General features: G+C 58.9%; 14 protein-coding genes. 8 read left to right on the forward strand and 6 right to left on the reverse strand.

Going from position 1 to position 12,881, the window contains the following annotated elements; genetic code table 11:
• The 7 genes from ACFFFR_RS07450 (at window position 1) to ppk2 (ending at window position 7,064) form a co-directional block, all read left to right on the forward strand.
• Window positions 1-783: an ABC transporter permease gene (locus tag ACFFFR_RS07450; protein WP_377459212.1), complete on the forward strand. Its 783-nt coding sequence runs from the start codon at window positions 1-3 to the stop codon at window positions 781-783.
• A 29-nt stretch (window positions 784-812) separates the two neighbouring features.
• Complete coding sequence (locus tag ACFFFR_RS07455; RefSeq protein ID WP_377459214.1) at window positions 813-1,613, forward strand: ABC transporter ATP-binding protein; 801 nt, start codon at window positions 813-815, stop codon at window positions 1,611-1,613.
• Complete coding sequence (locus ACFFFR_RS07460) at window positions 1,610-3,202, forward strand: sulfatase family protein (RefSeq protein ID WP_377459216.1); 1,593 nt, start codon at window positions 1,610-1,612, stop codon at window positions 3,200-3,202. The genes ACFFFR_RS07455 and ACFFFR_RS07460 overlap by 4 nt, the downstream gene beginning before the upstream one ends.
• A gap of 252 nt (window positions 3,203-3,454) precedes the next feature.
• Window positions 3,455-4,429, forward strand: coding sequence for a class C sortase (locus tag ACFFFR_RS07465; RefSeq protein ID WP_377459217.1), 975 nt, complete (start codon window positions 3,455-3,457; stop codon window positions 4,427-4,429).
• 32 nt (window positions 4,430-4,461) lie between these two features.
• Window positions 4,462-4,773: an NIPSNAP family protein gene (locus ACFFFR_RS07470; RefSeq protein WP_377459219.1), complete on the forward strand. Its 312-nt coding sequence runs from the start codon at window positions 4,462-4,464 to the stop codon at window positions 4,771-4,773.
• 16 nt (window positions 4,774-4,789) lie between these two features.
• Window positions 4,790-6,064: an MFS transporter gene (locus ACFFFR_RS07475; protein WP_377459220.1), complete on the forward strand. Its 1,275-nt coding sequence runs from the start codon at window positions 4,790-4,792 to the stop codon at window positions 6,062-6,064.
• 73 nt (window positions 6,065-6,137) lie between these two features.
• On the forward strand, window positions 6,138-7,064 hold the full coding sequence (gene ppk2 / locus ACFFFR_RS07480) for a polyphosphate kinase 2 (RefSeq protein WP_377459221.1): 927 nt from the start codon (window positions 6,138-6,140) through the stop codon (window positions 7,062-7,064).
• Between the two features lie 84 nt (window positions 7,065-7,148).
• Here ppk2 and ACFFFR_RS07485 read toward each other — a convergent pair whose 3' ends face one another.
• The 3 genes from ACFFFR_RS07485 to ACFFFR_RS07495 form a co-directional block, all read right to left on the reverse strand.
• A complete protein-coding gene (locus ACFFFR_RS07485; protein ID WP_377459222.1) occupies window positions 7,149-8,102 on the reverse strand; it encodes an NAD(P)-dependent oxidoreductase in 954 nt (317 codons plus the stop codon).
• Entirely contained in the window at window positions 8,099-8,554 is a 456-nt protein-coding gene (locus ACFFFR_RS07490; RefSeq protein WP_377459224.1) for an SRPBCC family protein, read from the reverse strand. Before ACFFFR_RS07490 ends, ACFFFR_RS07485 begins: the two co-directional genes overlap by 4 nt.
• A gap of 143 nt (window positions 8,555-8,697) precedes the next feature.
• Window positions 8,698-9,735 (reverse strand): isopenicillin N synthase family dioxygenase, encoded by a 1,038-nt coding sequence (locus ACFFFR_RS07495; protein WP_377459226.1) that lies wholly within the window; start codon window positions 9,733-9,735, stop codon window positions 8,698-8,700.
• Between the two features lie 150 nt (window positions 9,736-9,885).
• Between ACFFFR_RS07495 and ACFFFR_RS07500 the strand changes: the two genes are divergently transcribed.
• Window positions 9,886-10,587 (forward strand): LytR C-terminal domain-containing protein, encoded by a 702-nt coding sequence (locus tag ACFFFR_RS07500; RefSeq protein WP_377459228.1) that lies wholly within the window; start codon window positions 9,886-9,888, stop codon window positions 10,585-10,587.
• Window positions 10,588-10,596: 9 nt separating this feature from the next.
• On the opposite strand, the gene ACFFFR_RS07505 is transcribed toward ACFFFR_RS07500, so the two are convergent.
• From ACFFFR_RS07505 to ACFFFR_RS07515, 3 genes are read right to left on the reverse strand one after another with little or no spacing between them, the layout of a single operon-like run.
• A complete protein-coding gene (locus ACFFFR_RS07505) occupies window positions 10,597-11,445 on the reverse strand; it encodes an aldo/keto reductase (RefSeq protein WP_377459229.1) in 849 nt (282 codons plus the stop codon).
• Window positions 11,446-11,461: 16 nt separating this feature from the next.
• Window positions 11,462-12,280: a bifunctional hydroxymethylpyrimidine kinase/phosphomethylpyrimidine kinase gene (gene thiD / locus ACFFFR_RS07510; protein WP_377459230.1), complete on the reverse strand. Its 819-nt coding sequence runs from the start codon at window positions 12,278-12,280 to the stop codon at window positions 11,462-11,464.
• Window positions 12,281-12,307: 27 nt separating this feature from the next.
• A complete protein-coding gene (locus tag ACFFFR_RS07515) occupies window positions 12,308-12,817 on the reverse strand; it encodes a hypothetical protein (protein ID WP_377459232.1) in 510 nt (169 codons plus the stop codon).
• Window positions 12,818-12,881: the final 64 nt, after the last annotated feature.

The following is a 12,881-nucleotide window of genomic DNA, read 5'->3' on the forward strand; positions in this document are numbered from 1 at the left end:
ATGATGAGTTCACGTAAGACTCTGTTGTGGGCACTTGCCATCATCACCCCCATCCTGGTGCTGGTGTGGTGGTGGCTGGGATCAGCTAACTCAACGAACAGCTTCCTGCCACCGTTGAGTCGCATCATGGAGCGGTTCCAAGATCTCTGGCTCTTTGCCCACTTCCAATCTGATGTGTTGATCAGTCTCCGGAATCTGGCGATTGGCTACGTCATCGCAGTCATTCTCGGTGTTGCTCTCGGATTCGTGCTGGCAACGGTGCCAATCCTGCGGGCCATGTTTGAACCAGGGGTCCACTTTGTTCGTGGCATCCCACCAGTGGCGCTGGTCCCGATCCTGATCACCCTAGTTGGTTTCGGACCAGAAATGCGGATCACCTCCATCATCATCGCGGCCGTATTCCCAACCATGATTTCCACCATCGATGGCATCCGCGCCGTTGACGGGGGTCTGAAGGATGTCTGCACGGTGTACCAGCTGCCGCGCGCGGCACGCCTCGGATCTGTGTACCTGCCGGCTGCTGGACCACAGATCGCAGCTGGCATGCAGGTCAGTTTGCAGGTCGCGTTCATCGTGATGATTGCATCCGAAATGATGGGGCCTTCCCAAGGCATCGGCTCGATGACCTTGTTGGCGCAGCAGAGCTTCATGTCTGCGGACATGTGGGCGGGCATCTTGCTCCTCGGCCTCATTGGCTTCCTCGCAAATAGCGCCTTTGACCTCATCAAATCCCGGGTTCTGGCCTGGTACATCGGATCGAAACGAATGGAACGAAACTCATGAGTGCCCCAACTATGGAGACGAAGAATCACATGACTACCACCCACAGCGCAGAAACCACCAACGCACGCTTGGTGGTTGAGAACCTCGGCAAATCGTATGGCTCCGGGGCGAACGCCAAAGAAATCATCGGGGATTTGACCTTTTCCGTGAATGCGGGAGAAATGGTCTGCATTGTCGGACCTTCCGGTGTCGGCAAAACAACCCTGCTCAAGTGCTTGGCCGGACTACACCCGAACACCAAGGGCGCCATTTACATTGACGGCAAGCAGGTCTCCGGCCCGCCTAAGGAAATGGCGCTGGTCTTTCAGGACTACTCCCGTTCCCTCATGCCCTGGTTCACGGTCGAGAAGAACATCAAATTGCCGCTACGCCATCTGAAACTCTCTAAAGCGGAGATCGCCTCCCGTGTTGAGGAAGCACTGGCCGCTGTCGGCCTCTCCCACGCGGCAAAACAGCATCCGTGGCAACTCTCCGGCGGAATGCAGCAACGCGTGGCCATCGCCCGTGCGCTGGCGTACCGGCCAGAAATCCTCATCATGGACGAGCCTTTTGCATCCGTGGACGCCCAGACTCGTTTCGAACTGGAAGATCTGTGTCTAAAGATTCGCGACGATTTCGGGATGACCATCCTGCTGGTCACCCACGATATTGATGAAGCGGTGTACCTCTCCGACCGCATTGTCGCGATCGGCAACAAACCCGCTACCGTCTTGGAAGTGATGGACGTGCAACTACCCGAGCCTCGAGACCAGATCACCACCCGGGCGCTGCCGGAGTTCTCTGAACTTCGCTCCCACACCCTGGAACTGATCCGTAAGGCGCAGGCATGACACCACGACCCAATGTCCTGATCTTCATCGCTGACCAGCTGCGTGCCGATCATCTTGGCTTCGCCGGCAACCAAGAAGTCAGGACACCCCACTTGGATCGGCTCGCGAAAGTCTCGACCCAGTTCACGAACGCGTATGTTGCCAACCCGACGTGCATGCCCAACCGGGCTTCATTGCTGACCGGACGTTGGCCTTCGGCACACGGGACACGCTGCAACGGCATCGCGCTAGATCCTGATGCGAATACCTTCGTCCGACAACTGGCCCGTGACGGCTATCGAACGGCTGCCGTCGGCAAACTCCACCACCAAAACATGGGCTGGGACTACGAAGGTAAGCAGCTGGCCCAGATCGAAGAAACTTCACCGGAACTCCTCGATCCACATGTTCCTGACGCGGTGGAACGATCATGGGAGGAAGGCTGGGACAAGTGGGAAGACCGGCAACGGCACAGCGCAGAATACCTACCGCTTCCCGATGACTACTACGGCTACCAGCACGTGGATCTGATCATTGGACACGGGGATGCACCCGGTGGGCACTGGGAACACTGGGCACGCCAACAAGGTGTCGAGCCCCGGCAGCTGGGAGGGGCGGACGCCTCACAGCAAGTTGCTCCGTCCTGGGAGCAGGTCTACACCTCGGAAATTCCGGCAGCTGCCCATCCAACAAGATTTGTTGGAGACAAAGCGATCGAGAATCTAGAGCGATGCGCGCAAACTGAAGACCCATTCTTCCTGTTTGTGTCCTTCCCGGACCCGCATCACCCGTTCGCGCCACCTAAGGAATATGCGGACAGGTATGACCCGGCTCAGCTGAGCCTGCCCGAGACCTTCCACGACGACCCGCAACAAGTCCCCGCACACATCCGTGCCATGCTCGATCGTCGCGGCGTCCCGGACGAAGATCCCACCATGACTTTTGCCGTCACGGAGGAACAATACAGTGCAGCGCTCGCAGCCCAGTACGGACTGATCGAATTCATGGATGAGCAAATCGGGCGTGTGCTCCAGCACCTCGAAGACAGTGGCCAAGCTGAGAACACGATCATTCTGTTCACCTCCGATCACGGGGATCTCTTCGGCGACCATGGTCTGATGCTGAAACACTTTGTGCACTACACCGCGGTGACGAACGTGCCGTTACTGGTGCACCTGCCGGGCCAGCACAGCTCCCACGCCAGTGATGACTTAGTGTCCACCACAGATATCGCTCCCACGATTCTGGAACTAACCCAAGCGCCGAGCTATCGAGGCATCCAAGGCCAATCGCTGGTGCCGTTACTCGAGACAGGCACGATTGAACCGGGTCGGGCAGCGTTACTGATCGAAGAAGACCAACCCTTCTCTCCAGAAGGGCTGCCTGCCCCGGCCCGGATTCGTACGGTGGTCAGCCAGCAAGGCCGCCTGACCCGGTATTACGGTACTGACGAGCTGGAAGTTTACGACCACGCCGTGGATCCGCATGAACGGGTCAACATCGCCTCTTGGGCAGATCCAACAAAGACCCAGCGCGAACTCGAACGCCACCTAGCCGACGAGCTCATGCGGTTAGCCGAGACCGGGCGGGCTCCGACTAGCTCCGCCTAAGAAACCGTTCCGAAGGTGGCGCGTGCGTTGAACGAGGGACCAACGCGCGTGCCACTTTTCCTCTCAGCTGGTTTTATCAGCACCGTGATTGTTGTCGAGTGCACTAATCGGGTTTCACTAGCGCCCACCAGTGACACCTAGTTCTCGGGAGAGTGCAGCGAAACGCATCTCGTTTTTTGCAGAAGCTGTGACGTGCGCTACGGTTTAGGGAAGGTTAAGCAAACACAACGCGATCATTAATGGAAAAGGGCGATGTTCAAACCTGCTGGAGCGCAGACTTCTCCGAAGATGCGCCACGCGCAGCGTCGAGTATTCGGCTGGCGTCCATCCACACAAACGTGGTTGATAGTACTTTTTCTTCTGGCTGGCACCGCCGTGGTCTTTCAGACCACCGCTGCGAGCTGGTTTTCGGCGTTTAATCAGGCAGCTTTCGTGGAGCAGTACCTTGCAACGGTGCAGGACCTGCAGGAACGCGGAGAAGCCGAGTTCACTGATGCTACCGAGTACAACGCAGCTGTTATGGGCAGCAGCGTCTTGCTAGCTGCCCACACACGCATGCCCGCAGCAACCGATGTTGGCGGAGCTAGTCAGGTCGAAAGCTACAAAAACAGCCTGAACATCAATGAGGCCGGTTTGATGGGCCGACTCCAAGTACCGGCGGTCGACATTGATCTGCCGATTTACCACGGAGCCAGCGATGACACCCTCGCCAAGGGCGTGGGCCACGTTGAAGGCAGCCACCTGCCGATTGGCGGCGACAACACCAACGCCGTGCTCACGGCCTACCGCGGGCTGCCCAGCGCTACCATGTTCAACCGATTGGACGAGCTCACTGAAGGTGACCAAATCCTAGTCGGGACCTACGGTGCGGTCATGAACTACAAGATCACCGACGTCAGCTCCGTTTCGGCCGCGCAAAGCGCCGAACTGGTTGCCGATCAGAAGGCAGACCACATCACACTCGTGACCTCCAGCCCCTTGGTGGAGGATGCGCCACGGATCGTGGTCACAGCTGAGCGTGATCTACCGCTGAGCTCTGCCGACTACGCCAAAGCGGTCGAGACTCCACAAGGCGCAGGATTCCCAGGGTGGTTGCTCTTCCTCGGCGCAGCGTACGCTGCCATCGGACTCTATCTGTGGCGTGCCGGGTACACCGATGCGCGCAATCGACGCATCCGAAAGGTGCAAAAGGTCCACGCCAAGGCTGAGAAATCCGCGACTTCCTAACGTCAGCACTTCACATCTGAACTGGAGCAACCATGTTTGAACTGCGCACCTACACAGCGACCGACGGCAACAGAGAGACCCTCGTCAACCGTTTTCGGGACGAAACCATCGCCCTCTTCACCGAACACAACATCACCACCGTTGGCTTCTGGGTAGATGCCACCGACGAGAACAAACTTCACTATCTGGTGAAACACGAGGGTGACCCTCGCCAGAATTGGTCCAATTTTGTCGCGGATGAACGTTGGACGGAACTGAAGGCTCGCACCGAAGCCGACGGCCCGCTCACCGCCGACATGAGCTCAATCTTCCTAGAACCAACTGAATTTTCCGGTCTCAAATAGGGCATAGAATGAGGCCATGAGCCAGCCAGCCGAGGAAGCCTTCACGGGGTACCGGAAGTCCGACCCAGAAGCTCGGCGCATCAACTTAGCCCTCCTGCTGGCCGGGTTGGCCACGTTCGTGGTGCTCTACTCCACGCAGGCCATCCTGCCTTACTTTGCGCGCAGCTACGACATCAGCCCATCGCAAGCTTCATGGGCCATGTCCCTTGCCACGGCAGGCCTCGGATGCGGACTCCTCGTCGCTGCGCCACTGTCCGACAAGCTCGGACGGACCAACCTCATTCTCTTCAGCCTCTTCACCTCCGCACTCATTGGTGTGGTCGTGGCGGTCATCCCCAGCTGGGAGCTGTTTCTCACCGCCCGCTTCATCCAAGGCGTCACGTTGGCCGGGTTGCCGGCTACGGCTGCCGTCTACTTGCGCGAAGAAATACACGTCTCGTACGTGGGAGCGGCCACCGGAATATACGTGTTCGGTACTACTATCGGTGGTCTAGCCGGACGCGTCGTTTCCTCCGGACTGATCGAACTCAGTGAGTTTCTGCCGCTACCGGATCTGGGGTGGATCAACTTCCAACATGAGCATTTCGCCATGCTCGGCACGGCCGTCCTGGCACTGCTGTGCGCCATAGCGTGCCAGAAACTTCTTCCCGCCTCACGTGGCTTCAACCCCAATCCCAGAAGCTTCCGGCAGCTGCCGCGCAACTTCCTCAAAGCGTTCACCGATCCGGTGCTCATTGGCCTGTACATCATGGCGGCTTTGACTATGGGAACGTTTGTGGGCATCTTCAACTCGATGGGTTTCCGGCTTGAAGCCGCTCCCTACTTTTTCTCCATCGGCTTGGTCGGTTTGCTCTACTTCGTCTACCCCGTCGGGGGAGTAGCCTCCACGTGGGCAGGCCGGGCTGCGGACCGGGTCGGGATGCGCAAAGTCATGCCGCTCGGTGTCATTGTCATGTTGGCGGCGATTTTCGTGCTCAACAATGGAAGCATCATTGCGATCATTGCCGGATTGGTGTTGCTCTCAGCCGGTTTCTTTTCCGTGCACTCTGTCGCGTCAGCCTGGGTCGCAGCACGGGCAGCACTGGGCATCCGCCTACCGGCCCAAGCCGCGTCCATGTACATGCTCTTCTACTATGCATGCTCATCCGTCTCCGGTAACCTCACCCCCTACAGCTTCGAACTGGGTGGCTGGGGAGGAGTCACCGTGTTGACTAGCATCCTGATCGGCGTGGCCCTGTTGATCAGCGTTTTATTGTTTTTCACTAAGCCTGTGGCATTGCCTAAACTTTAATGTTTTCGTAACCCAGCCCAACTAGACTTGAAGTAAGGAATAAAGCGGTTCCTGAACCAAGAAAGAGGGTTCCATGACGAAACACCAGCTGGCCCAATTTGATGAGAACCAACGCCAAAACTTGCGTGAGTTCATCGATCAACTTGTGGAAGAGGGCTACACGGTTCAAGCCGGACATGAGAACGATCCTGACCTGATCGCTCCAGACGGGTCAGCGGTGGAGACATGGCGGGAAAACTATCCCTACGATGAACGTCTGAGCCAAGAAGAGTACGAGATCGAGAAGTACAAGCTTCAGGTTGAACTGCTGAAGTTCCAGTACTGGTCCCAAGACCACAACTTGCGCCACGTCATCATCTTTGAAGGCCGCGACGCCGCCGGCAAGGGTGGCACCATCAAACGTTTCACCGAGCACCTGAACCCGCGTGCTGCACGCGTGGTCGCCCTGAATAAACCATCCTCCACCGAGATGGGCCAATGGTACTTCCAGCGGTACATCCAACACCTGCCGACCTTCGGCGAGATCGTCATGTTTGACCGCTCCTGGTACAACCGAAGCGGTGTGGAACGGGTCATGGGCTTCTGCACTGACGATGAATACGAAGTGTTCATGCGGCAGGCGCCGGAATTCGAACGCATGCTCATCGAATCTGGTGTGCACCTGACCAAGTTCTGGTTCTCCGTGACCCAGCAGGAACAACGAACCCGCTTCGCCATCCGGCAGATCGACCCCGTCCGCCGCTGGAAGCTCTCCCCGATGGACCTAGAGTCCCTCGATAAGTGGGAAGAGTACACCGCTGCGAAAGAACAGACCTTCCTGCGGACCGACACTGATCACGCGCCTTGGATCACGATCAAGTCCAATGACAAGAAGCGTGCCCGGCTCAACGCCATGCGCTACTTCCTCAACCAATTCGACTACGAGGACAAAGACGAGACGGTCGTCCATGCACCCGACCCACTGATTGTTCAGCGCGGCCGAGACGCTGTCGGCGACTAACCGACTACATGACAGATCGACCCCGCCAGAGCGGAACGGCAGTAACACTGCCGCCGCCCTGACGGGGTCGACTCTTGTCCGTGGCTAGTAGCCCAGTTCAGCGTTTGCGACGCCTTCGAAGTCGGTACCTTCTGCAAACGCAGTGATGTTGGCGCGAATACGGTCCTGCATCGGCGTGCGAATCATATCCCGGGTATCGGCACTATGCGGGGTGATGATGACATTGTCCATCGCCCACAACGGGTGCCCATCCGGCAATGGTTCAGGCGCCGTCACATCCAGTCCGGCACCCTTGATCTGGCCGGCATCCAGCGCGTCCACCAGTGCATCCGTGTCAATGACACCACCGCGGGCGATATTGACGACCACAGAGCTTGGCTGCATGCGGGCGAACTCGGCCGCACCCAACATGTTCTTTGTCTCCGCGGTCAACGCCGACCCCAAGATCAGCACATCGGCATCTTCCAGTACCGAACCGAACTGATCAAAACTCACCGTCCGGTCGGCCCCAGGCACCGGGGCGTCACTACGACGCACGATCGTGACTTCGGTGTCGAACATCTTGATCAGCCGCAGGATTTCCTGAGAAACACCGCCGGCGCCGGTGATGACAACCTTCATACCGTTGAGAGTTTGCCCGCCTTGCGGCCCCCATGTGGTGGCTCGGACCCGGTCCGGCAGATCCCGCAGCAATGCCAAGGTCAATGCCAGTGCGTGTTCACCAACCGGTTTGGCGAACGAACCTTTGGCCGTGGTCCACACCCGGTCGGGGTGGGCGGTCATGGCCTCCTGGTAGCTTTCGATCCCGGCGGAAGGAAGCTGAACCCATTCAATGGAGTCGAACTCGTCCAAAACACTCTTCACGTCCGCCGGTTTCGTGCCCCAGTACACCAAAAGCGCATTGGGTTTCGTCTCCGCCGTGCGGGCCTGCTGCCAAGACAACAGCGTTAGGTTCTCGTGGGTCAGGGCCGGACCAAAATCAAAGGTGAAATTCTCCGCTGCCGGATCGGGCAGCGCAACCATGGTGATGTGCTTCATGCAGACAATGCCTTCTTTAGATCAGCTACGTGGGTTTCCCAGTCACGGTGATTCCGGATCACCTGTTCGATGCCGCGAGCCAGTTGCACAAAATCCTTCTCGACAATCGTCAGGGTCGAGGCATTCTGCGGGTCATCCGCAGCCGGTTCGACCGTGATGCTCACCCGAGTCTCAGCGCCCCAGCCTGGCTGGGCCCACCGGTAACGCAATTGGCGGGCAGCAGGATTCTCCGCGGTGCCGTTCTCATCGATACCCAGCACGATGCCGGTGGCGATCCATGCGGGCCGTCCCGCAGCTCCGGCGCTCCATTGATCTTTGAGGCTGGCGCCGGAACGGGGCTCGAACTCAAGTTGCGGCCACCACTGGGAACGATCATTAAGGACAAGATCCCAGATCTTCTCGGCGGGCGCGGGCAGCGTCTCTACAAACGTGATGGAATCCTCGTCATACATGCCTTCATGCTATCGGTTCGCCCGTTCAACCCTCACCCGACTACGCCAAGAGCATGGGCACATTCCGCGTGTAAAAACTGGTTTGGGCCCCGACGCTGTTGCGTGGGGCCCAAACACAAAGAGGAACGGGGAGGATGTATCGCTTAGTCTTCCACCAAGTGTGAGTGGTACTTAGCGGTGACTTCGGGGTGCGCCCGCAGCCAACCCTTGAGCACGTTCTCACCGTAGTTCGCCAACAATGGGTTATCCGGATCCTGGGTGACACCCCGGGCCTTGGCAGCCAACTGTGGTGGCAACGGAACCGGGTCCACCACAGCGGTCAGCCGCGGAGAGTGGAAATACGGTACCGAGTAACGGTCCACGCCCTCATCCGGTGCGATCACCCGGTGGACGGTGGCTTGGTAGAAACCGTCGGTGGCGACCTCAAGCATCTCGCCTAAGTTGATCACCAATGCGCCTTCAGTTGGTGGCACATCAATCCACTCGGTGGCGCCTTCCGGCAATACCTGCAGGCCACCGATCTGGTCCTGCAACAGCAGGGTGAGGAAGCCGTAGTCCTTGTGCTCGCCGACGCCTTGGTCGCCAGCAGACTTCACGCCACCGACGTAGTGGACGAGTTTACCCATCCAGTTGGCGTCACCGGCGAAGTGCTGAACAAAGTAGTCCTCGTCCTGACCCAACACCACAGCGAGAGCGGCGAGTAGTTCGTCGCCAACTTGACGCATCAGCTCAGCCCACGCCATCGCGGTTTCGGCAAGCTGGGGCTGGCCGGCCGGCCACTGGTTCGGGCCCTTCAGCAACAACGACGGCTGCTGTGCCAGCTCGTCGGCGGAGGCCGGGACCTGTTCCGGACCGTAGTCGATCTGTTCACGGGAGTCGGGCCGGCCTTTGGTGAGCTCGGCGCCGATCCGGGTGTAACCGCGGAAGTGCGGATTCAACCGGTTGTCGAGCAGGAGTTTTTCGTCGGTGGGGCGGGCAAAGAATTCTGCTAGCTGGGAGAACAGCTCATCGATCTGACCGGGACGGGCGCCAAATCCGGTGATTTGGAAGAAGCCCACGCGGCTGGCGGCGTCTTCGAGTTGAGCCAGAAACTCCGGCGAGAAAGAGCCGCTAGCGTCTCGGGCAGAGGCAAGGTCGAGAACGGGAATGTCCAAGGCAAGGGACTGAACTTGTGCTGTCATGGGCACTATTGAACGCGTGTTGAACCCCGGAGGGAAGCTTCGTGACAGCAAGCTACTTTGCATGACTCAGCGTGACAAGACGCTATCTTTAACCCGCCATGCTGAGGCAAAATATCCCCGAAAGTTTCTATTTCTCCTACACTGACAAGTGTGAATCCCAGTCCTCGCCAGATCCGTAAAGCCGAACGCAAAGCGCGCAAGAACGATGTGCGTGAATGGCACGGCCACCGGATCGTCTCTGAAGAAGACCTGACAGGCTACTTTGAGCAAGTCGATCCGGCCGATGCCAAGCGTGCCAAGAATCGACGCCGCACCCGGCACACCGTGGTCATCCTGATCCTGCTGGCCTTGATCGCCGGCATCGTCTTCTTCGCCTACAAAGTCATCAAGGGCGAGGCCGTCATCCCCGGCTGGGAACACCGCGAACCCACGGCTCTGCCTGCCTGTCCCACGGATGCACGAACGGTATTGGACCCCAAAGACGTCACAGTGCACGTGTACAACGGTACGAACCACTCCGGTCTGGCCGGTAAAACTGCCGACCAGTTGAAGGAGCGTGGATTCTCCATCGGCACCGTCGGGAACGCGAAACTGGCTTCCCAGTCCACCCACGTGCTGATCGTCACCGGGGCCGAGGGCTTCGACGCGGCCTTTACGGCGCAGAAGCACTTCAACAACGCCGATGTCATCACGGACGGACGGACCGATGCCAGCGTTGACGTGGTCCTTGGTTACGAATTCAAGGCGCCACGCTCAGCCAAAAAGGTCAACAAAGCAGCCGGGGCCCTGAACTGCCTCGACGCCGAAACGGACGAAGAAGCAGAGCAGAGCCCCAGCCCAGAAGAAAACTAGCGCCGCAGGCTAGATCATCTGCAACGGGATCGGCGAGCTCGGCGCCGGGAAATGCCGATCAATCGCCTGCAGATCAGCAGCCGCCAACTCCACGGCCTCCGCCGCGATGTTGGCCTGAATATGTTCCGGATTCCGGCTCATCGGGATCGCCAGCACGTTGCCGGAACGGATCACCCAGGCCAGCGCAATAGTGGCCGCCGGGACCTCGTATTTGTCCGCCAGTTCCTCAAAGATCCCGTAGCCCGGCTCGCTCATGAGGCGGCCTTCTTCGACGGGGGAGTACGCCATGGCGGAAATATCCGCATCGGCAAGGAACGGCAACAAATCCAGTTCCGGTCCGCGGCGGGTCGGGTTGTAAAGAATCTGGTTGGTCGCCACCGCACTACCGCCGTCAGCGGCCAGCAGCTCGGCCATATCTTGGTTGTCGAGGTTAGAGACGCCCCACGCACCAATCTTCCCGGCATCCACCAGCTGTTCCATGCCAGCGATGGTTTCCGCGAACGGGTGCCCGCCGCGCCAATGCAACAGGAACAGATCTAACCGCTCCAAGCCAAGCCGCTGCAGTGAAGCCTCAGCGGCTGCGACGGTGCCGGCAGCCGATGCGTTGTAGGGCAGCACCTTGGAGACCACGAACGCGTTCTCCGCGTTACCGGTGGTGGACAGTGCCTCGCCGATGACCTCTTCAGAGGCTCCCGAGCCGTACATTTCGGCCGTGTCGATGACGCGGGGTCCCGACTCCAACGCAGCGTGAATCGCGGCGATTTCTTGGCTGCGCAGCTGCGGGCTTTCGCCGTACCGCCACGTGCCTAAACCAATTGCGGGAAGTTCATGTCCGGGGACCAGTTCAACAGTGCGCATGGGTGCCTCTTCTTCGTTAGCGCAAACCGCCCTGCCACAGAGCGGTGAATGGGGTTTCACCGGTGACCCGTTGGCGGATCCCGGCGGTCACGAATTCCTTAGCTCGCGTCGCCGCCTCAAGGTTGGTCGCCCCTTTAGCAAGCTCGGCGGTCACCACAGCGGCAAGCGTACACCCGGCACCGGAGACAGCATGCTCACCGATCTTTTCGGCCCGCAGGACCGTGACCTCACCACCATCGTAGAACACATCAATGGCTTCCGGGCCGCTCAATCGCACGCCACCCTTGGCCAGAACAGCTGTGCCCTCATGATCGTAGATGATCTTGGCTGCCTCGATCAGGGAGGCCTCATCGGTGATGGAGATCCCGGAGAGCTGCTCAGCCTCAAAATGGTTCGGGGTCACGAACGTGGCGCGTGGCAGCAGCTTGGCTTTCAGGGCCTCGTCAGTGTCTTGCGCCGCACCCGGTTCCTGACCCTTGCAAATGAGCACCGGGTCCAGCACGATGTGCTCGAAGTCGTGTTGCTCCAAGGCACTCGCCACGGTGTCAATGGTGGCGACCGAACCCATCATGCCCAATTTGGTGGTGCGCAGCTTCTGCGGATAGTCACCGACGATCGCCTCAATCTGATCGGCGATCACCTGCGGTTCAACCGGCACAAAACGGTGGTTCCACTCGGACTTGGGGTCAAAGGAAACAATGCAGGTCAGGGCAACGGAGCCGAAGACACCGAGCTCTTGGAATGTCTTCAAGTCGGCCTGTGCACCGGCACCACCGGTCGCTTCAGAACCGGCAATGGTCATGGCATGGGCTGGGGCGGAAAAGTTGGTCGTCATGGAGCCAGCTCCTTATATCTGAAAAATCTAGTTGGTGGTGGCAGTGTCAGGATCGTGAACGTCAGCATCCTGTACGGCAGAGTCCTGCTCGTCGGTGGGCTGCTCGGCAGACTCGGCGCTCGGGTCCTCAACCACAGTGAACCGGAAAGCCATGATGCGGCCGAGGGCCAACAAGATCCCGGCAGGGAAACCGATATACGGGATCAGCAGCGGCACCGAACCGCCGATCGCAGAAAACAGGACGGTGAGTCCATAAAGCATGCCCACAATGGCGTACCCGAACACGTGGACCCACTGGTTCAGCTGATGCCGGAAGATCCAATTGACTAACAAAGTACCCGGCAGACCGATCGCGAGTGAGGAAATCGCGATGATGGGCAACAGAGACAAGACGACTTCGGCGATGCGCAGCCCCGGAATCACTGACAGGGCAAAGACGATCGCAGCCATGATGATGGTCGGCACCAGCCAGGCGATCACATAGCCCACCAATGTCAGCTTTAGGGTGGGACGCTCGGTCGGGACGGATCGGGTCATTTTCTTCTTCGCTGTCCTAGTCACAATCTTCCAGTCTAGTCCAGGTTCGATACAGTGATTTCTT

This window comes from Micrococcoides hystricis, assembly GCF_042434215.1.
GTDB lineage: Bacteria > Actinomycetota > Actinomycetes > Actinomycetales > Micrococcaceae > Micrococcoides > Micrococcoides hystricis.